This window comes from Enterobacter sp. JBIWA003, assembly GCF_019968825.1.
GTDB lineage: Bacteria > Pseudomonadota > Gammaproteobacteria > Enterobacterales > Enterobacteriaceae > Enterobacter > Enterobacter quasiroggenkampii.
Genome location: NZ_CP074170.1, coordinates 2,238,114 through 2,257,089, shown reverse-complemented (window position 1 = coordinate 2,257,089; position 18,976 = coordinate 2,238,114). Strand labels below are relative to the sequence as shown.

Here is an 18,976-nt window from a genome sequence, read left to right as displayed (position 1 = left end):
GACGCCGGAATAACTGCGTAATTAATACCTGTTCCTAGGCATTGCCAGCAGGTAAAGCATTGCGAATATCAATGACCCCCAGTACACCGAGTCGTACCGCCAGGGATCAAAATCGATATGTAAAAAACCGCGAACAAAATCATAGCCGTTGGCAAAAACGTTAATCTGGATGGCTGCAATGGCTATCACAAACAGCGTATAGGCAATGAACAGTGGGTATTTTCGTAGCCGGTTAACCTTCTGTTTCCCGATATATAACAAGAAAAAAACTACTATAGATACAATGAAATAGTACAAAGCGGGCAGCATTGGCGGAGATAAGGACAACCCCAGTTGTTGCGACATGCATCATTCTCCCTCTTTATCAGAAACTCACCCGGTTCCTGATATCGTCCCATCACATCCAGAAGGATTGCAGTTTTCACACCCTCTTGCCATTCTTTAACGTAATTCAGACAGGCTTTTTTCGCATCCTCAACCCACTGTATTTTTCTCTACACGCCCTGAACAGATTCACGCCAAAGATTCCTCGTAGCAAGAATATCATGGAGTTAGGGTGGACATATGCTCTAGAATAATTGATAGAACTTATTGAATTCAATAATATTTTAGAAATTGTAAGATAATTTTAATCATGCTAACGTGAATGCAAAATCACTGGAGAAAGTCTTATGAAACTCGCGGTATACAGCACAAAGCAGTACGACAAAAAGTATCTGCAACATGTTAACGAGGCTTACGGGTTTGAGCTTGAATTTTTCGACTTTCTGCTGTCCGAAAAAACCGCTAAAACGGCGCACGGCTGTGAAGGCGTCTGCATTTTCGTAAACGATGATGGCAGTCGTCCGGTGTTGGAAGAGTTGAAAAAACAGGGGGTGAAGTACATTGCCCTGCGCTGCGCGGGCTTTAACAACGTGGATCTCGACGCGGCAAAAGAGCTGGGTCTGAAGGTGGTGCGCGTTCCGGCGTACTCCCCGGAAGCGGTGGCGGAACATGCGATTGGCATGATGATGTCGCTCAATCGTCGTATTCACCGTGCTTATCAGCGCACCCGTGACGCCAACTTCTCGCTGGAAGGGCTGACCGGCTTTACCATGTACGGCAAAACCGCTGGCGTGATCGGGACCGGTAAAATTGGCGTGGCTGCCCTGCGCATCCTGAAAGGCTTCGGCATGCGTCTGCTGGCATTCGATCCGTACCCAAGCGCCGCAGCGCTGGATCTGGGCGTGGAGTACGTCGACCTGCCAACGCTGTTCTCGCAGTCCGACGTGATCTCCCTGCACTGCCCGCTGACGCCGGAAAACTACCACCTGCTTAACCAGGCGGCATTTGACCAGATGAAAGATGGCGTGATGATCATCAACACCAGCCGCGGCGGACTGGTTGACTCCCAGGCCGCTATCGAAGCGCTGAAGACCCAGAAAATTGGCGCGCTGGGGATGGACGTCTATGAGAACGAACGCGACCTGTTCTTTGAAGACAAGTCTAATGATGTCATCCAGGACGACGTGTTCCGTCGCCTCTCTGCCTGCCATAACGTGCTGTTTACCGGACATCAGGCGTTTCTGACTGCCGAAGCGCTGATCAGCATTTCGGAAACCACGCTGGGCAACCTTCAGCAGTTAGAAAAGGGTGAACCGTGCCCTAACGAGCTGGCTTAAGAGCTACACCGGGTGGGGTTAAGCCTCACCCGGCGCGTTTGTTTCCCAACTCCGGTGCGCAACGCGCCACCAGAGCAGAACGGCGGCCAGGGCAATGGCGCTCAGGACACTGAATGCCGTCGCAAACGAGTAATGTCCGGCGATCGTCCCGGTTAACGCCGGGCTCATGGATGCCCCTACTCCCTGCATCAACATCACCACACTCTGCCCGGCATTGACGTGCCCGCTTCCACGCAGCAGCACCACAATAAACGACGGTACGACGACTCCCAGGATCCCAGCAGCCAGGCCGTCGAGAATTTGTACCGGGATCATCATTAACGGCGCGTCCGTGGATGCCGCCAGCGCCGCGCGCACCGGCATAACCAGCAGCGCCAGCATAATCAAGCGCCAGTAACCATAGTGTTCGATCCGGCGCGAGGCCCAGATGGCGACGGGGATCATCACGGCCTGAGAGATGATGACGGTACCGGCCGCATACAAACCGGGGTTGATCGCGGCAGGTGCCGCAGCAACCCTCATGCTTAGCATCGGCAGCAGCGCGGCGTTCGCCAGGTGGAACAGCAGCAGCGTCAGTCCGGTCACAAACAGCGCCCGGTTTTTTATTAGCACGGCAAAACCGGGGACCGGCAGGCTCGCTGAAGAGGACAGCCCGCGCGCCGCGTCGTTATCGATATCGCTGTTGCGAATGGCAAGCAGCGCACACAGCGTTAGCAGCGTGGTGCTGGTCATCAGCAGGAAAATCCCGCCCACGCCCCAGTACCACGCAATGCCACCCGCAATCAGCGCGGTGACAAAATTTCCGCCGTGATTGAACGCCTCGTTTCTGCCCATCTGCGCGCTGAAGCCGCTCTGCCCGGTCAACCCCAGCGTAATCCCGGCGATCAATGGCCCGACAAATGCCGCACAGATACCGGTGACGATTTGCGACACGGCGACAACGCCGCTCTGCTGGCTAAACCAGAGCAGAAGCGTGCTTAGTGTGATCAGAATGCACAGCAGCGCGAGTACAGCACGCTTGTTGCGGGAGGTGTCGGTGATGAACCCCGCCGGCAGCGTGGCCAGTAACCCCGCCAGCCCGCCGGCCGTCATCAGGATGCCGATATCATCCGGGGTCCAGTGGCGTTCGGTCAGAAAAATACCGAGAAAAGGCCCCAGGCCATCGCGGACATCTGCAATGAAAAAACTTGTCAGGCATAGCGCCCGCAGCGAACGAAGAGACATACTTCCTGCCTTGCCTGTTATCGCCTGAAAAAAAGAAAATGTAGTATACCGGGTATTTTTGAAAATCAGATGACGTCTTAAAAAACATGCCTTCCGAACTTAAACAATTCATAACGGACGATGTTTTTTCACTTTACTCATAATCGGCCCTGACTATACTGGCAATAAATTTTCACAGGAGTCCTTCGTTGGAAAGTTATTTTATCGTCGATACGAAGGTAAGCTGACGCGATTTTCTCGCTGCTTACCTTAAGGGTGGGCAGCAATCCTCTTGACGTGATTGCATCCCAATACATAAGAACGACCAAATTTTTGGGGCATCGCGATGTTCATGTTTCATCATTCACTCTTTCCACCGCCCTCGCGCTGACATGCTTTGCGTTTTAACGGCGTCCTACTGTGCTTTGTGAAGCGCTGACGCTTATCGTTTAATCATGTTAACAGGCGACAGGCTGATGTTCCCTTATATCTCTCATCTGCTCGCAGCGATGCTGCTGGGCGCAATTATTGGCGCGGAAAGACAGTGGCGCCAGCGTATGGCCGGGCTTCGTACCAATGCTCTGGTTGCAACGGGTGCGGCCGTGTTTATTTTAAGTTCCCTCTCGACCTCACCCGATAGCCCGGGGCGCATCGCAGCGCAGATCGTCTCCGGCATAGGTTTTCTTGGCGCAGGCGTTATTATGCGTGAGGGAATGAATATCCGGGGTCTCAATACCGCCGCAACGCTGTGGTGTTCGGCCGGAATTGGCGTGCTATGCGGATTAGGTCAATTCTGGAATGCCGGTATGGCCAGCGTGATTATTCTGTGCGCCAACATTCTGCTTCGCGAAGCTGCGCAGCGGATTAATCAACTGCCCGCGCTCCATGAAGGCGAAAAATGCTATGTCCTTAAAATCACCTGTAATGACGAGCATGAAGATGCGGTGCGGCAGAATATTGTCAACATGGCGAAAGAATTGACGTTAAGTCTGAAAGCCATTTATTGCGATACGGCGCAAGCAGAAGGTAAAACCGAAATACGGGCCGAGGTGATGACTCGTGAGGAATACCGGAAATTACTCGAGCTAATTATGGGTAATATTGGCGGGAATAAAATTATGGCATCCGTAAGCTGTCACGCAATATGAATACGATACCGGGCATTGCGCCCGGTTGAGGCTTTGCTGTTTTGCAGAAATGGGCAGTGACGCGGAGAGAATCATACAGAAGCGCTGATTCTGGCCAGACTTTTCATCATCTTCGTCGTAAGGCTAAGCTGCTCGCTGCCCATAAGTTGGGACAATTCCTGCTTAGCGGATTGCCATACCGGAATGACCTGTTCAAGCAGACGCCAGCCTTCCCCCGTCAACATGAGTCGTTTTCCTGAACGTCCACGCCCTCCAGTAGAGCCAATAATGCCTCGGGACTCCAGACTACGGATATTACGACTCAGTGTTGTCGCATCCACCCCTGCTCTGGCGGCGAGTTCCGCAACGGTTTCATTAGGAGAACCCCCGATGCCAACTATCAGACTGAACTGCTCAGCGGTCAGATCAAACGGTCTGAAGCAGGCGTTGTAATAGCGCGTAATAGCCCGAGCAGTAGCGCGCGCCTGAAACGCCGGGCAGACTTCCGGAATGGCCTTCAACAACGTCACATCAATGTTGCTCATCATTTCATCTCGACATTCAATGTTAAATTTAATACTGTATATACACTATTAAGCATGTTTGAGGATCGGTTATGCCAGCCTTTGTTCATATCAACTTACGCGTTATTGACCCAGCCAGACAGGCCAGCCTTGCCCCCCGCTTCACGTCAGCATTAGAGGAAGCAGGCGGTAAAATTGTTCATTTTGGTGCTGTCGCACAGGTACTGGAAGGTGATGAAGAGCCGTTACCCTATGCGGGCATTTTTGAATTCCCGACGTTAGATCAGGCCCTTGCCTTCTATCATTCGGAAAAATATGCGCCGATTAAGGCTGAACGCCAGCTCGCCCAGGAAGCAAGAATGTTCATTGTCACGACGGAATGACAGGCAGGTTCAACTGTACCTAAATCACAGAACCGAAATTTGTCCCCGTTATGACAACCTGCTCTCTGTTTTGCTGGAAATAACGGTTTACCCTGAGTTGTGCAAAAAATACTCAGGAGGGACACATGTACAATTCAATTTTGGTTCCCATTGATATCTCCGAGGATAGCCTGACGCACATGGTTATCCCTTTCGTTCAGGCACATACCGCACTTAACACGGCCAAAGTCCACTTTCTTACCGTTATTCCTTCGCTTCCCTATTATTCATCGTTAGGTTTGGCCTACCCCGTAGAAATGCCGAAGATGAAAGAATTCCAGCACGCGGCCTTGGTAAAACTGGATGAAATAGTTAAGCAATTCAAAATTCCTTCAGACAAGATACAGACGCATGCCGTGACGGGGTCTCCGAAGGATCAGATCCTTAAGCTCGCAGATACGATCGGCGCCGACCTGATCATCATTGCCTCCCATAAGCCGGGCATCTCGACCTATCTGTTGGGCTCAAACGCTGCGGCAGTGGTTCGGCATGCGAAATGCCCTGTGCTGGTGGTAAGATAAAAAAACCGGGCGTAACGCCCGGTTTTTCATTTACGCTTCCCTGAATGAAAGCACGCTTTAGAGATTTACGCTGTTTGCATTTAAATTTAGGTCCGTAATAGCGGCTGGTTTTCCCAGCAAGTAGCCCTGTACTTCATCACATTTATTTTTTTTAAGAAAAGAGAGCTGTTCGACGGTCTCCACCCCTTCTGCGGTTACCGCCATCGAATAGGCTTTACCCAGATCGATAATTTTCTCTACGACTGACTGGTTCTGGGGCGAATCGCCCAGGGTAAAAATAAAACTCTTGTCGAGCTTGAGCCCGTCAAACTGAAACTTCCGCAGATAGCTCAGGGATGCATAGCCGGTACCGAAGTCGTCAATCAGGATGCGGATGCCCATTTTTTTGAGAGCCTTCATTGTCTGCAAGGTTTTTTCAGGATCGGAAAGCGTGACATTTTCAGTCACTTCTATTTCCAGACGGTTAGGTTCAAGCCCTGTTTCGTGCAGTATCTCTTTTATCCTTTCGGCAAGATCGCTTGCCTGAAATTCGATGGCCGAAATATTTACGGATACCGATAACCCCGGCAATTTCTCTTTTGTCTCCGCACAGGCTGTGCGTATAACCCAGTTGCTGAGGTTAATAATCAGGCCTGTTTCTTCCGCCAGAGTGATGAACTGATCGGGCATCATCATCCCTCGCTGCGGGTGCTTCCAACGTACCAGCGCTTCGACGGCATCTATTTTCGAGTATCGGAGGTTATAACGCGGCTGGTATACCAGGTAGAGCTGCTCTTCACGAATTGCAGTCTTCAGTTCTAATTCCAGTTTTCTCCGTTCGGTCAACTTTTCCGACATATCCGGACGATAATAGACCCATCTGTTTCTACCGGATTGTTTCGCCTGGTAAAGCGCGATATCTGCATAGCGTAAAAGATCGTTAGCGCTGAGGCTATCCTGGGGAGCCAGCGCAATACCCATGCTTACGCCTATCGCCACATCATTGCCCTCAATGGAGAAAGGACGGTTAAGTTCTTGCACGATACGGTGACAGACCTCCTCAATTTGCGCTTTTTGGCTGCTGTTGCCGAGGAGCAGCATAAATTCATCTCCCCCCTGCCTTGCGACAAAATCACCTCGACGAACACAATTTTTTAGACGTAAAGCGACCTCGCCAAGCAGAGCATCGCCCGCGGAATGCCCAAAAATATCATTAACGGGTTTAAACTTGTCTAAATCGAGGCAAATCATGGCAAAGGGGTAATGACTGACGCCTTCTTTAGCGAACTGGCCTGCAAGAAATTCCTTAATATGATACCGGTTCGGCAGACCGGTTAATTCATCATGGCGTGAAAGGAACTCCACACGTTTTGTTGCTTCAACTTCCTGAGAGACGTCGGTTGCCGCGCCTCGCAAAACCACCGTTCCATCAGGTTGAGTCGAAAACTTTGCCAGAAGCGTGCAATAGGACGTGGAATGTTGCGCGTGTGTATAAGGACAGTTCTTAAATTCAAATCGTTCAGTTAACTCGCGGCGGCTGACACAGCCATGTAATAATGCGCTTGTCGAGGAAAAAAGGTCATCTAACTTACGGCCTATCCATTCGCTATTTTCATATCCCGTCACTGTAGAAAAACGACCTGAAAGCCAGGTAATCTTTAACGATAAATCTGTTTCCCAGAACCAGTCGCTGGTTGTTTCACTGACGTCCCGGAATCGTTTTTCACTGGTGATAAGATTCAACCGCGCCTGATCGAGGAGAAAGGTATTTTCATCAAGCATTCTTGCCTTCTGCATAATATGACGCATGAGAATAACCGTCATTGATACCGTCAGAATGACTGAAAGGATGAGTAATGGTAAAAAATAAACAATCAACGCCTGGCCGGGGTTTTCGCTGTCCCAGATAATTTGTACATCGCCATTCTGAGTCCTTAAGGTAAATGCTGTCTGATTGTTTATTGTAGAACTGATTATTGAGGGTGAAGTACGAACATTTTTGATTCCGGCATCCTGCCCAATCGTAAGGAGTTTTTCAGCCGTTAATTTGTCGATAAACACCATTGTCGAAGGTTTCCCCGGTAAGGGTTGCACGCTCGTATCATCGCCCGTCGTTATCCATTCTGCAGAAACAATGGCCGGAACGGAGTCGATGAGCACGAGCATAGAAACCGGCAATCCATTTCTTATGCTCACATCATGGAGTAAACGGTCTTTGGTTGATTTATCTAACCAGCGCTCAGGATCCTGAAGCTTCAGTTTCCCGTCAACCACGCTGTATCGCGTGGTGCCTGCCGGGGACAGAACAAACACCCCTTCGTAACCAAAGTTGTCATAAAGGGACTTACCCAGGTTTTGCTTATCCCATGCCCAGTGAACGTCAGTGTTCAGATGAAGATGTTTGTAGGCATCTCCCCACTCTGCATTGTCTTTCAAATGACTTCGCATGCTTTCCTGACGGGCATCCAGCGCTTTCCTTAACAAAAATTCATCATGTTTGTCGCTGATTTCATTAACATTATTTTTTATTATTAGCAGAGATATTATTGCTGCGATGAAAATACTAATCAACAGCGTTACTATATAGGTAAAGGTTTTATTTATCAGGCCTTTAGAAGGCTCGGTATCCGTGAAGCCCGGAGTGTTCAGAGGTAGAGTCATCTTTCGCCTTCTTAACAACTATTACGACAATTCTTATGCCACCTTCATTTATCGGCAAAAAATAATAAAATTTTATAGCTAAAAGCATGAAGCTAAAGAACATGTAATTTTTACAGTCAAGATCTAATTATTAATCATTAATTCTTTTACAGCCCAAACCCGGTTAATTAAATATACCGGTAAAAGTAACTGTTAACCTCAGCGGTTGTATTTCCTCAGAATGGATATTAAGGCTATTTTTGTTATCGTGGTCACAGGAACGATGAAACGTATAAAAAACCGGGCATAAGCCCGGTTCTGTTTTCTGACGAGACTGACTCTATTCGCTCAGCCCGCGATTCTCCAGCATCGGCTCAATCTGCGGATCGTGCCCGCGCCAGTTGCGATACAGTTCGGCTAAATCCGTGCTGTTACCACGGGACAAAATCGCCTCGCGGAATGTCTGCCCATTTTCACGGGTCAGGCCGCCGTGCTCAACAAACCACTGGTAGCCATCGTCCGCCAGCATCTGCGTCCACAGGTAGGCGTAATACCCCGCCGCGTAGCCGCCGCCAAAAATATGGGCAAAATAGCTGCTGCGGTAGCGCGGCGGCACGGCTGGCAGATCCAGCCCCTCTTTTTTCAACGCAGCCGCTTCAAAATCCTCCACGCTCGAAACGGCCTCGCCGATGCCATGCCAGTTCATGTCCAGCAGCGCGGCAGCCAGCAGTTCAGTCATGTCATAACCCTTGTTGAAATGGGTCGCGTTGAGCATGCTTTCCCGCAGCGCGTCCGGCATCGGCTCACCGGTTTCGTAATGGCGCGCATAATGGGTAAACACCTGTGGATGGCTGGCCCAGTGCTCGTTGATTTGCGACGGGAACTCAACAAAATCACGCGGCGTATTGGTGCCGGAAAGCGTGGCGAACCGCTGGCTGGCAAAGAGACCGTGCAGCGTATGGCCAAACTCGTGGAACAGGGTTATCACGTCATCCCAAGAGAGAAGCGCGACACCGCCATTCGCCGGTTTTTGATAGTTACAGACGTTGTAGATCACCGGACGGGCAGCAAACTCGAAGGATTGCTCGACGAAATTCCCCATCCATGCCCCGCCCTGTTTGGAATCACGGGCAAAGAAGTCACCGTAAAACAGCGCCATGCCCTCACCTGTGTGGTCGAAAATTTCCCATACGCGGACGTCCGGGTGATATACCGGGATATCGAATCGTTCGACGAAGCGAATGCCAAACAGCTGGCTGGCTGCCCAGAATACGCCATCCTGCAGCACGGTATTGAGCGCAAAGTAGGGCCTGATCTGCGACTCATCAAGGGCATATTTTGCCTGGCGCACGCGCTCCGCATAAAAGGCCCAGTCCCAGGCCTCCACGGTGAAACCGCCCTGCTCATCATTGATAACGTTCTGAATGTCGGCCTGCTCGCGTTCCGCGCGGGCGCGAGCGGCAGGCACAATGCCGCGCATAAATTCCAGCGCGGCGACCGGGGTTTTCGCCATCTGATCGGCGATGCTCCAGCTGGCGTAATCCTCAAAGCCCAGCAGACGGGCCTGTCGCGCACGTAGCGCCGTCAGACGCAGGATCAGCGCGCAAGTATCGTTTTCATCCCCTTTCTGGGTACGCGTCCAGCCTGCGTTGAAGAGGTTTTCGCGCGTCTGACGATTGCGCAGCGCGGAAAGCGCGGGCTGCTGGGTGGTGTTCAAAAGCGGGATCAGCCAGCGATCGTTTAGCCCTCGCTCCGCGGCAGCCTGAGCCGCATCAGTAATCTCACCGGCGCTTAGCCCGTCAAGCTGGTGCGCATAGTCCACCACCAGCCCACCCGTTTTATCGGCCGCCAGCAGACGCTGGTTAAACTGGCTGGTCAGGGAGGCCGCCTCGGTATTCAACGCCTTTAGCTCGGCCTTTTCTGTCTCATTCAGACGCGCGCCGGCCAGAATAAACCGCTGATACGTCTCTTCGACCAGACGGCGGGATTCGGCGTCAAGCGCGGCACGGTCCTGCCAGACGCTCTCCACGCGGGCAAACAGCACGTCATTCAGCCAGATATCGTTTGCCAGCGCGGCAAGCTCGGTGGAGAACTGTTCCTCCAGCTCCTGTAAATACGGATTGGTGTGCGCGGAAGTCATGGCGAAGAACACGCTGCTGACGCGCGCGAGCAAAGCGCCGCTTTTCTCCAGCGCCAGCACGGTGTTAGCAAAGTCAGGCGCAGCGGCCTGAGCGACAATCGCGTCAATGTCCACCCGCTTCTGGCGAAGGGCTTCATCGAAGGCCGGACGATAGTGACTGTCGTTGATCTCATCAAAATGGGGGGCCTGGTAAGGCAGCAGGCTGATGTTAAAAAAAGGATTCGTGGCCGTCATCTTTCGCTCCTGAGTACGGGTATCCTCCCAGAGTAGGCCAGGCCGCCTTCCCCTGCAACGCTGTCATACAAATGTTGCCTTAACGCACCCTCTACGGCCGTGCTATGTTAGTACAACACAAAAAGCGTTGAGGAACAGTGAGATGATTATTTTAGTTACCGGGGCAACGGCAGGTTTTGGTGAAAGCATCACGCGTCGCTTCGTCGCCAACGGGCACAAGGTTATCGCGACCGGCCGCCGTCAGGAACGTCTGCAGGAGCTGAAGGACGAACTAGGCGACAGCATTCTGACCGCGCAGCTGGACGTGCGTAATCGCGCGGCGATCGAAGAGATGATTGCGAATCTGCCAGCAGAATGGCGCGCCATCGACGTGCTGGTCAACAATGCCGGTCTGGCGCTGGGCATGGAGCCTGCCCACAAAGCCAGCGTGGAAGACTGGGAAAACATGATCGACACCAACAACAAAGGGCTGGTCTATATGACCCGCGCGGTGCTGCCGGGCATGGTCGAGCGCAATCGTGGCCACATTATCAATATCGGCTCCACCGCCGGAAGCTGGCCCTATGCAGGCGGTAACGTCTACGGGGCGACAAAAGCGTTTGTGCGCCAGTTCAGCCTTAACCTGCGGACCGATCTGCACGGCACCGCCATTCGCGTCACCGACATCGAGCCGGGCCTGGTGGGCGGCACCGAGTTTTCCAACGTGCGTTTCAAAGGCGATGACGCGAAAGCAGACAAAACCTATGAAAACGCCAACGCCCTGACGCCGGAAGATGTCACCGAAACGGTCTGGTGGGTGGCGACGCTGCCAAAACACGTCAACATCAATACCGTAGAAATGATGCCGGTCAGCCAGAGTTTTGCCGGACTTAGCGTCCATCGTGGCTAACGCTGCCCTTCCCGGCCTGCGGGCCGGGTCTGTTTCGGGTTATAAAAGAATGGTAGTATGTTCAGGCTAACTCTCTGAGAAATGACAACTCATGGCCGCAGAATCGCAACTCAATCCCACCCAGCCCGTAAACCAACAAATCTATCGCATTTTGCGACGTGATATTGTCCATTGCCTGATCCCACCGGGAACGCCGCTTTCTGAAAAAGAGGTGTCCGTGCGTTTTGACGTTTCCCGTCAGCCGGTGCGTGAAGCGTTTATTAAGCTTGCGGAAAACGGTCTGATTCAGATCCGCCCGCAGCGCGGCAGCTACGTGAACAAAATTTCACTCTCTCAGGTGCGCAACGGCTGTTTTGTTCGCCAGGCCATTGAATGCGCGGTGGCGCGCCGTGCCGCAACGCTCATCAACGACAAGCAGTGTTACCTGCTGGAGCAAAACCTGCATCAGCAGCGGATTGCGATTGACCGTAAGCAGCTGAATGATTTCTTCCAGCTTGATGATGAATTCCACCAGAAACTGGCGCAGATTGCGGATTGCCAGCTGGCCTGGGACACCATCGAAAACATCAAGGCCACCATCGACCGCGTGCGTTATATGAGTCTCGATCACGTCTCCCCGCCGGAAATGCTGCTCCGACAGCATCACGATATTTTCAGCGCGCTGGAAAAACGCGACCCGGACGGCGTGGAAAAAGCGATGACGCTGCATCTGCAGGAAATTAGCGAATCCGTGCAGCTGATTCGTCAGGAAAATAGCGAGTGGTTTAGCGAAGAGTAATATTACGCCGCCCCCTTTCGGACGCGGCGATAGGTTTAGCGAACGACTAACACCGGAATTGTGGCGTAGCGCAGGATAGATTCCGCATTTGATCCCAGCAGATGGGTGGTGATGCCCGGATTTTTCGACCCGATGACAATCACGTCATATTCCCCCTCCTTGCTCAGCCTGATGATTTCATCGCGGACGTTGCCAAAGCGCACCAGGCTGTCAATTTTCTCCGGCGAGATATCGAACAGTCTTTTTAACGCGTTCATTTTCTTACCGGATTCCTCGGTCATATACTCTTCGAACTTTTTAATATCGGCATTAAATCCGCGCAGCAGGGATCGGCTGCTGGCCGGCAGAATATTGACCAGGGTAATCGAGGCGCGCTCTGCCTTCGCAAGGTTTGCCGCGTGGCGAACCGCTTTGTCGCTCAAATCCATTTCAAACACATCAACAGGCATCAAAATCTTCTTATACATAAGCCTGACTCCTTATTCCGATGAAAGGGTTATTTCCTGTACCCAGAATGGCACCGGGAATATAAACCAACCCTCAACGCTTCCCTTCTGAAACTATCAATAAATGAAAATAACGGTCTGCTTTGTCAATTGCTGTCGTGAACCGTCAGCGCCCGGCACAATAAAGAAAAAAGTGTGAGTTTGATCAAAAACAAAAACATGTGATGCAGACAGGCGTATTTATATGCTCCGTGAACGGCAACCCTGAAATAACGCCGTAACGAACAGGTTAGAGAGGAGAAAATACCATGATGACATACGACCGTAACCGCAATGCAATCACCACCGGCAGCCGCGTCATGATTAGCGGCACGGGCAAAACTGGCGTGATTAAAGCGATCCACAGCGACGGGCTGGATGCCGCGCAGGTGCGCCGCAGCAAAACGGTTGAAGTGGAAGGATGCGAAGGTAAGTTCGAACCGATTGAGCTGATTCGCCTGGGTATGCACTAAACGGTGCGCAGACATGCCGCCGCGAGCGGCGGCATGTGCTGAATTACTGTTGAGACACGTACTGTGCCACGGTCGCTTTCGCACCCTTTTGCAGCAGCGTCTGGTACGCCTTCATCACCGCATCAACAAAGACGGCTTCACGCGGTAATTCCTTGCCGAAGATGGCCTCGATGCCGAGCAGCGCCTTGACCCGGTTTTCCCCTTCCGTACTGCCTTTAACCGCCGCCTGAATCACTGCCAGCTGCGGATCACTCACGTCAATCGCATTACCCTGCTCGTCCACGCCGCCGACATAGCGCATCCACCCTGCCACGCCCAGCGCCAGCAGCGGGAAAGGCTTCTGATGCACCAGGTGCCAGCGCACGGAATCCAGCATGCGCTGCGGAAGCTTCTGGCTGCCGTCCATCGCAATTTGCCATGTCCGATGGCGCAGGGCCGGGTTGCTGTAGCGGGCAATCAGGAGATCGGCATAACGACCTAAATCAACGCCTTTGACCTTCAGCGTAGGCGCCTGCTCGTCAAGCATCAGCGCGTGCGCGGCGAGGCGGTAGTTCTCATCTTCCATACAGTCGTTGATATGCTGGTAACCGGCCAGATAGCCCAGATACGCCAGGAACGAGTGGCTGCCGTTGAGCATGCGCAGCTTCATCTCTTCAAACGGGATCACGTCCGACACCAGTTCGGCCCCGGCTTTTTCCCACGCAGGACGCCCTGCCACAAAGTTATCTTCGATCACCCACTGGCGGAACGGTTCACAGGCCACCGCCGCCGGATCGCGCACGCCGGTCAGCCGTTCAATTTTATCCAGCGTGTCGGGGGTGACCGCAGGCACGATGCGATCCACCATGGTTGACGGGAAGGTGACGTGGGATTCGATCCAGTCCGCCAGCTCACCGTCTACCGCACGGGCGTACGCGCAGGTGACATTGCGCATCACGTGACCGTTCTCCGGCATGTTGTCGCAGGACATCAAGCTAAACGCCGGCAGACCCGCCGCTTTGCGACGCGCCAGCGCTTCCACGACGACACCCGGCGCAGATTTTGGCTGGTGCGGGTTTTGCAGGTCGGCGACGATAAACGGATGATCGAGCATCAGTTGCCCGGTCGCCGGCGAGTGGCAGTACCCTTTCTCGGTGATGGTCAGAGAGACAATCGCAACCTGCGGGTCACACATCGCCGCCAGCACCGTCTCCAGCCCGTCAACCTGCGCATGAAGGGCCTTTTTGACCACGCCAACTACGCGGGAGGTCCACGCATCGGCAGACATTTCCGCCACGGTATAGAGGTTATCCTGCGCGTTCAGATCGGCAATCTGCTGCTCACCGCCAATCAGGTTAACCTCCCAGTAGCCCCAGTCGCTGCCGTGCTCAGCGGCGAGGATATCGGCATACACTGCCTGATGCGCCCGGTGAAATGCGCCAAAGCCTAAATGAACGATGCGAGCTTTAAGGCTGTCGCGATCGTACTGAGGCAGCGTCGCATTGGCCTGTAATAAGGTATTTTCCATGATTAAGACTCGTTAATTAGAAAGCTGTGGATCGCTGCCGCTCTTTCTGAAGCGGCAGCGCCTGCTGACTACACCAACTAGAATGGCAGTTGGGGTAAAAAATTACTGCCATCAACCATACTGATACTGCCGTTTGAGATTTTGATTTATATTAACTTTTGGTCATGTGGTGTGACATAAAAACAAAGTTGTGTGATAAGTCACGCAAGCTATAAACCACTAGCGTCGCGAGGAGACAGCGCCGTAACCGACCGTCTCTTTTGGCGCAGACTCAGCTGCGTCATGCGCCGCGCTCAAATCACGATCGCGCACTTCCGGCATCAGGATCGCCGAGACCAGTCCAATCACGGAATAGGCCACCAGCATGGCAACAATCGGCCACCAGGAACCGGTCATATTGCAGAAAATCCCTGCCAGCACCGGACCAAAACCCACCGCCACCAGACCGCCCGCCTCTTTGGAGATGGCCATACGTGTAAAGCGATTTCGCGAGCCAAACATCTCCGCCATGGTGATATTTTCCAGCGCGAAGAGCCCCAGAACGGCGAAGTTATGGATAACGATGATAGAGAGCATGATCGTCCCCGGCGCATAGCTCTTATCGACGATGATCGACAGCATCGGGTACGCGAGCAGAATGGCGGAGATATTGAGAATAATGTACGGCAGACGGCGCCCCACTTTATCGGAAAGCCAGCCCAGCAGCGGGATGGAGATAAACCCGAGAATGGAGCTTATCATCAGCGCATCGGTAGGGATGGCTTTATCGAACAGCAGCGTCTGGACCAGATAGCCCGCAAGGAAGGTCTGGATCAGCCCCGAGTTGCCCGCCTGGCCGAAACGCAGACCTGTCGCCAGCCAGAAGGATTTGCTTTTCACCATGGAACCGAGCGACGTGTCCGGCTGCACGGTTTGTGCATCGTTCACTTTCTCAAAGACCGGGCTCTCCTTGAGATTCATACGCAGCCAGATGGCAAAGATCATCACCACGACGCTGGCGAGGAACGGTACGCGCCAGCCCCAGGCGAGCAGCTGTTCACGGTCAAGGGCAAAGAACATGATGGCCCAGATCGCCGTTGCGCTCAGCGTCCCGCAGTTCGTGCCCATCGCCACCAGCGAGGAGATGATGCCGCGTTTTCCTTTCGGCGCGTACTCCGCCAGCATGGTCCCCGCCCCCGAGATCTCAGCCCCAGCGCCCAGGCCCTGAATGATGCGCAGCGTCACCAGCAAAACCGGGGCAAAAATCCCGATCTGCGCGTAGGTCGGCAGGACGCCAATCAGCGTGGTGCAGATCCCCATCATAGTGATAGTGATAAACAGCACCTTCTTACGACCAATGCTGTCGCCCATTCTGCCAAAGATAAAGGCCCCGACGATGCGCGCAATATAGCCTGCGCCGTAGGTCCCCATCGCCAGGATCAGCGCCATCGCGGCAGACTGTTCGGGGAAGAAGATCTCATGAAAGACCAGGGCGGCCCCCAGCGAGTAAAGCTGAAAGTCCATGAACTCCAGAGCGGTGCCAAGCCAGCCGGAAACGGCGGCTTTCACCAGATCGGCGGTGGATCGTTGCGGTTGTACTTGTGTCATGATGGCTATCTCTGAAAGGTAAGATGCGAACCACATAGAGCCTGTCTGCGCAGGCTCTTAATCGCGTAAATGATTATTGGCCGAACGTGAGTAAGACTTTGCAGCACTGCCGCTGATCTTTCTCAAACAGTTCGATGGCGTCTGTTACGTAGTGATAGTCAAAAGTATGGGTGATCAGTTTTTCCGGATCGATCAGCCCCCTCTTCAGCCAGTCGATGACGACCGGGAATTTGTTGGTATTCAGGCGCGAGGAGAAGATCGCCAACTCTTTGCCGGTAATGCCCTGCTGAACAATCTGGCTCGGCTCGCTGGAAAAGCCCATCAGCACGATGCGCGCCGCTGGCGAGGCCAGGGTTATCGCTTCCTGCAAAATAGATGGATGGCAGGCGGCATCAATGATTAACGTCGGTTTGATGCCTTTTTCCTCCAGCGCGGCCTGCAGCGACTGCTCGCCGTTATTAAAGACCCAATCCGCGCCGCTGCGCCGCGCCATCGCCAGGCGCTCGTCTATGCGGTCAACCACGATAACCTGCTTCACCTGATAGACGCCTTTCAGCGCCTGCACGGTGACCAGCCCCATCGGGCCAGCGCCGTAAATCAGCGCGACGTCCTGTTCCGTCGGTTTCGCCTGCCCGGTTACGTTGGCGGCAATGGTAAAGGGCTCAACCATGACGGCGTGTCGATCGGGAATGTCATCCGGAATGGCCCAGGCATTTTGAGCGGGCACTGCCGCATATTCACTGAAGCCGCCGTCACGGTGCACCCCCAGCACCACCAGCGAGGTGCAGACGTTCGGTTTTCCCACGGAGCACGGGTAGCAGTGCCCGCAGCTGATCACCGGGTCAACCGCGAGGCGCTGGCCCAGGCGGGCAGCGTCAACCCCTTCGCCTGTGGCGTCAATCACGCCAAAGAACTCGTGGCCAATCGTGCGTGGATATTTCGCAAAAGGATTATGGCCGCGATAGATGTGGCTGTCCGACCCGCAGATACCCGCCAGCGTGATTTTCACGCGGACTTCGCCTGCGCCTGGTTCCGGGCGTGGCCGCTCTTCAATCACCAGTTGGTTTGGCTGCTGAATCACTACGCTTTTCATCGTTCGCTCCTCGCTTACCAGTTCCACAGCGTGCCGTCTTCAAGGCGGGCCACCGGCAGATAGGCCGGATCGTAGGGGTATTTCGCCGCCAGCTTTTCATCAAACTCAATGCCCAGCCCCGGCTTATCGCCCGGATGCATATAGCCGTTATCAAAGCGCCAGCTGTGCGGGAAGACCTCCAGCATCTGTTCGGAGTAGCCCATGTATTCCTGCACGCCAAAGTTAGGTACCCACAGGTCGAAATGCAGCGCGGCGGCATGGCAAACGGGCGACAGATCCGACGGACCGTGTGAACCGGTACGCACCTGATAGAGCGAAGCAAAGTCGGCGATGCGACGCATCCCGGTAATGCCGCCCGCGTGGGTAATGGTGGTGCGGATATAGTCGATAAGCTGCTCTTCGATAAGCTGCTTGCAGTCCCAGATGCTGTTAAACACTTCGCCTACCGCAATGGGGGTGACGGTGTGCTGGCGGATCAGGCGGAAGCAGGCCTGGTTTTCCGCAGGCGTTGGATCCTCCATCCAGAACATGCGGAATGCTTCGATGCTCTTGCCGAAGCGCGCCGCTTCAATTGGCGTCAGGCGGTGGTGCATGTCGTGCAGGAGGTGCTCATTGAAGCCAAATTTACTGCGCACCGCGTCGAACAGCTTCGGCGTGAAATCGAGGTATTTTTCGGTAGACCAGAGCTGCTCTTCCGGCCAGTCGCCTTTGGTCGCAGGCTCATAGGCTAGCCCCTTCCCTTTGGCCATGCCGTAGGTGGTTTTCATGCCCGGCACGCCGCACTGCACGCGGATCGCCTTGAAGCCCATCTCTTTATGACGGGCGTAATCTTCCAGCACGTCGTCAATGGTGTGGCCGGTAGTATGGCAGTAGACCATCACCCCTTCCCGGGAGGCGCCGCCCAGCAGCTGGTAGAGCGGCATGTTGGCCGCTTTGGCTTTGATATCCCACAGCGCCATATCCACGGCGGAGATGGCCGACATGGTAACCGGACCGCGACGCCAGTAGGCGCCTTTATAAAAGAACTGCCAGATGTCTTCGATGCGGTGCGCATCGCGGCCAATCAGCTGGGGGCAAAGGTGATCCTTCAGGTAAGAGGCCACGGAGAGCTCGCGTCCGTTTAGCGTAGCGTCACCGAGACCGACAATCCCCTCATCGGTGGTGATTTTAAGGGTGACAAAGTTCCGCCCCGGGCAGGTAACAAACACGTCAGCCGCGACAATCTTCATAATTCCTTTCCTTACATCGTTCGTTGTGATGCTGGAAATTTACCCATCAACCCTACTACCATACAAGTATAATGATCATAAAATCAGCTAACGATCACAAAACCAGGGGGCTCATGCGCGCCCCCATCCCGCCACAATAATCAGCATACCGCACAGGGCAATCAGCGCCCCGGCCCAGTCGTATGCGCTGAGTTTGACGCCGTCCACTACGCGTAACCACAGCAGCGCCGTGCAGACATAGACGCCACCGTAGGCCGCGTAAACGCGCCCACTGGCCGCCGGATGCAGCGTTAACAGCCAGACAAACAGGGCCAGCGCGACGCTTGCCGGGATGAGCAACAGTACGGATCCTCCCTTCTTCAGCCAGAGCCAGGGGAGGAAGCAACCGATGATTTCGCATAGCGCAGTGGCAAAAAAAAGCAGCGTCGTTTTAAGCATTTTTCACGTCAGGTGAGGATTTATTTAACCATCATACCTGATGATG

18 protein-coding genes are annotated in these 18,976 nt (G+C 53.7%); 7 read left to right on the top strand and 11 right to left on the bottom strand.

Going from position 1 to position 18,976, the window contains the following annotated elements; genetic code table 11:
- Positions 1 to 21 precede the first annotated feature (21 nt).
- The gene (locus KGP25_RS10825; RefSeq protein WP_111966755.1) at positions 22 to 345 is read right to left on the bottom strand and encodes a hypothetical protein; all 324 of its coding nucleotides are present in this window, start codon (positions 343 to 345) and stop codon (positions 22 to 24) included.
- A gap of 326 nt (positions 346 to 671) precedes the next feature.
- On the opposite strand from KGP25_RS10825, the gene KGP25_RS10820 reads away from it, so the two are divergent.
- Positions 672 to 1,661 carry a 2-hydroxyacid dehydrogenase gene (locus KGP25_RS10820; protein WP_028013015.1) on the top strand — a complete coding sequence of 330 codons (990 nt, stop codon included), beginning with the start codon at positions 672 to 674 and terminating at the stop codon, positions 1,659 to 1,661.
- Positions 1,662 to 1,679: 18 nt separating this feature from the next.
- Here KGP25_RS10820 and KGP25_RS10815 read toward each other — a convergent pair whose 3' ends face one another.
- Positions 1,680 to 2,885 (bottom strand): MFS transporter, encoded by a 1,206-nt coding sequence (locus KGP25_RS10815; RefSeq protein WP_223540412.1) that lies wholly within the window; start codon positions 2,883 to 2,885, stop codon positions 1,680 to 1,682.
- Between the two features lie 434 nt (positions 2,886 to 3,319).
- Here KGP25_RS10815 and KGP25_RS10810 point away from each other — a divergent pair, with 434 nt between their 5' ends.
- A complete protein-coding gene (locus tag KGP25_RS10810) occupies positions 3,320 to 4,012 on the top strand; it encodes an MgtC family protein (protein ID WP_111966757.1) in 693 nt (230 codons plus the stop codon).
- A gap of 71 nt (positions 4,013 to 4,083) precedes the next feature.
- Here KGP25_RS10810 and KGP25_RS10805 read toward each other — a convergent pair whose 3' ends face one another.
- Positions 4,084 to 4,539, bottom strand: coding sequence for a MarR family winged helix-turn-helix transcriptional regulator (locus KGP25_RS10805; protein WP_223540411.1), 456 nt, complete (start codon positions 4,537 to 4,539; stop codon positions 4,084 to 4,086).
- 68 nt (positions 4,540 to 4,607) lie between these two features.
- Here KGP25_RS10805 and KGP25_RS10800 point away from each other — a divergent pair, with 68 nt between their 5' ends.
- Complete coding sequence (locus KGP25_RS10800) at positions 4,608 to 4,898, top strand: DUF1330 domain-containing protein (RefSeq protein WP_032674687.1); 291 nt, start codon at positions 4,608 to 4,610, stop codon at positions 4,896 to 4,898.
- Positions 4,899 to 5,023: 125 nt separating this feature from the next.
- On the top strand, positions 5,024 to 5,458 hold the full coding sequence (gene uspF / locus KGP25_RS10795) for a universal stress protein UspF (protein ID WP_223540410.1): 435 nt from the start codon (positions 5,024 to 5,026) through the stop codon (positions 5,456 to 5,458).
- Positions 5,459 to 5,515: 57 nt separating this feature from the next.
- Here the strand turns inward: uspF and KGP25_RS10790 are convergent, their stop codons facing one another.
- Positions 5,516 to 8,098 carry an EAL domain-containing protein gene (locus tag KGP25_RS10790; RefSeq protein ID WP_048030658.1) on the bottom strand — a complete coding sequence of 861 codons (2,583 nt, stop codon included), beginning with the start codon at positions 8,096 to 8,098 and terminating at the stop codon, positions 5,516 to 5,518.
- A 319-nt stretch (positions 8,099 to 8,417) separates the two neighbouring features.
- The gene (gene dcp, locus KGP25_RS10785) at positions 8,418 to 10,451 is read right to left on the bottom strand and encodes a peptidyl-dipeptidase Dcp (RefSeq protein ID WP_223540409.1); all 2,034 of its coding nucleotides are present in this window, start codon (positions 10,449 to 10,451) and stop codon (positions 8,418 to 8,420) included.
- A 142-nt stretch (positions 10,452 to 10,593) separates the two neighbouring features.
- On the opposite strand from dcp, the gene ydfG reads away from it, so the two are divergent.
- The gene (gene ydfG, locus KGP25_RS10780; RefSeq protein ID WP_023292548.1) at positions 10,594 to 11,340 is read left to right on the top strand and encodes a bifunctional NADP-dependent 3-hydroxy acid dehydrogenase/3-hydroxypropionate dehydrogenase YdfG; all 747 of its coding nucleotides are present in this window, start codon (positions 10,594 to 10,596) and stop codon (positions 11,338 to 11,340) included.
- A gap of 91 nt (positions 11,341 to 11,431) precedes the next feature.
- Positions 11,432 to 12,118 (top strand): GntR family transcriptional regulator, encoded by a 687-nt coding sequence (locus KGP25_RS10775; RefSeq protein ID WP_008502405.1) that lies wholly within the window; start codon positions 11,432 to 11,434, stop codon positions 12,116 to 12,118.
- 35 nt (positions 12,119 to 12,153) lie between these two features.
- Here the strand turns inward: KGP25_RS10775 and KGP25_RS10770 are convergent, their stop codons facing one another.
- Positions 12,154 to 12,585 (bottom strand): universal stress protein, encoded by a 432-nt coding sequence (locus tag KGP25_RS10770; protein WP_045910417.1) that lies wholly within the window; start codon positions 12,583 to 12,585, stop codon positions 12,154 to 12,156.
- A 287-nt stretch (positions 12,586 to 12,872) separates the two neighbouring features.
- Between KGP25_RS10770 and ydfZ the strand changes: the two genes are divergently transcribed.
- Entirely contained in the window at positions 12,873 to 13,076 is a 204-nt protein-coding gene (ydfZ, locus tag KGP25_RS10765) for a putative selenium delivery protein YdfZ (RefSeq protein ID WP_014883679.1), read from the top strand.
- A 43-nt stretch (positions 13,077 to 13,119) separates the two neighbouring features.
- Here ydfZ and KGP25_RS10760 read toward each other — a convergent pair whose 3' ends face one another.
- From KGP25_RS10760 to KGP25_RS10740, 5 genes are all read right to left on the bottom strand, one after another.
- Entirely contained in the window at positions 13,120 to 14,583 is a 1,464-nt protein-coding gene (locus tag KGP25_RS10760) for a mannitol dehydrogenase family protein (RefSeq protein WP_223540408.1), read from the bottom strand.
- 219 nt (positions 14,584 to 14,802) lie between these two features.
- Positions 14,803 to 16,170 carry an MFS transporter gene (locus tag KGP25_RS10755; RefSeq protein WP_045910620.1) on the bottom strand — a complete coding sequence of 456 codons (1,368 nt, stop codon included), beginning with the start codon at positions 16,168 to 16,170 and terminating at the stop codon, positions 14,803 to 14,805.
- A gap of 73 nt (positions 16,171 to 16,243) precedes the next feature.
- Complete coding sequence (locus tag KGP25_RS10750; protein WP_223540407.1) at positions 16,244 to 17,263, bottom strand: Zn-dependent oxidoreductase; 1,020 nt, start codon at positions 17,261 to 17,263, stop codon at positions 16,244 to 16,246.
- Positions 17,264 to 17,277: 14 nt separating this feature from the next.
- Entirely contained in the window at positions 17,278 to 18,492 is a 1,215-nt protein-coding gene (gene manD / locus KGP25_RS10745) for a D-mannonate dehydratase ManD (RefSeq protein WP_023292552.1), read from the bottom strand.
- Positions 18,493 to 18,603: 111 nt separating this feature from the next.
- A complete protein-coding gene (locus KGP25_RS10740; RefSeq protein WP_021241222.1) occupies positions 18,604 to 18,930 on the bottom strand; it encodes a YnfA family protein in 327 nt (108 codons plus the stop codon).
- Positions 18,931 to 18,976 lie beyond the last annotated feature (46 nt).

Bases quoted from the DNA above. Each gene is read 5' to 3' on its own strand.
- ydfZ (WP_014883679.1), top strand. From the start codon at position 12,873: ATGATGACATACGACCGTAACCGCAATGCAATCACCACCGGCAGCCGC.
- KGP25_RS10805 (WP_223540411.1), bottom strand. From the start codon at position 4,539: ATGATGAGCAACATTGATGTGACGTTGTTGAAGGCCATTCCGGAAGTC.
- KGP25_RS10815 (WP_223540412.1), bottom strand. From the start codon at position 2,885: ATGTCTCTTCGTTCGCTGCGGGCGCTATGCCTGACAAGTTTTTTCATT.
- KGP25_RS10750 (WP_223540407.1), bottom strand. From the start codon at position 17,263: ATGAAAAGCGTAGTGATTCAGCAGCCAAACCAACTGGTGATTGAAGAG.
- dcp (WP_223540409.1), bottom strand. From the start codon at position 10,451: ATGACGGCCACGAATCCTTTTTTTAACATCAGCCTGCTGCCTTACCAG.
- KGP25_RS10740 (WP_021241222.1), bottom strand. From the start codon at position 18,930: ATGCTTAAAACGACGCTGCTTTTTTTTGCCACTGCGCTATGCGAAATC.
- manD (WP_023292552.1), bottom strand. From the start codon at position 18,492: ATGAAGATTGTCGCGGCTGACGTGTTTGTTACCTGCCCGGGGCGGAAC.
- ydfG (WP_023292548.1), top strand. From the start codon at position 10,594: ATGATTATTTTAGTTACCGGGGCAACGGCAGGTTTTGGTGAAAGCATC.
- KGP25_RS10790 (WP_048030658.1), bottom strand. From the start codon at position 8,098: ATGACTCTACCTCTGAACACTCCGGGCTTCACGGATACCGAGCCTTCT.
- KGP25_RS10760 (WP_223540408.1), bottom strand. From the start codon at position 14,583: ATGGAAAATACCTTATTACAGGCCAATGCGACGCTGCCTCAGTACGAT.
- KGP25_RS10755 (WP_045910620.1), bottom strand. From the start codon at position 16,170: ATGACACAAGTACAACCGCAACGATCCACCGCCGATCTGGTGAAAGCC.
- KGP25_RS10800 (WP_032674687.1), top strand. From the start codon at position 4,608: ATGCCAGCCTTTGTTCATATCAACTTACGCGTTATTGACCCAGCCAGA.
- KGP25_RS10770 (WP_045910417.1), bottom strand. From the start codon at position 12,585: ATGTATAAGAAGATTTTGATGCCTGTTGATGTGTTTGAAATGGATTTG.
- KGP25_RS10825 (WP_111966755.1), bottom strand. From the start codon at position 345: ATGTCGCAACAACTGGGGTTGTCCTTATCTCCGCCAATGCTGCCCGCT.
- uspF (WP_223540410.1), top strand. From the start codon at position 5,024: ATGTACAATTCAATTTTGGTTCCCATTGATATCTCCGAGGATAGCCTG.
- KGP25_RS10775 (WP_008502405.1), top strand. From the start codon at position 11,432: ATGGCCGCAGAATCGCAACTCAATCCCACCCAGCCCGTAAACCAACAA.
- KGP25_RS10810 (WP_111966757.1), top strand. From the start codon at position 3,320: ATGTTAACAGGCGACAGGCTGATGTTCCCTTATATCTCTCATCTGCTC.
- KGP25_RS10820 (WP_028013015.1), top strand. From the start codon at position 672: ATGAAACTCGCGGTATACAGCACAAAGCAGTACGACAAAAAGTATCTG.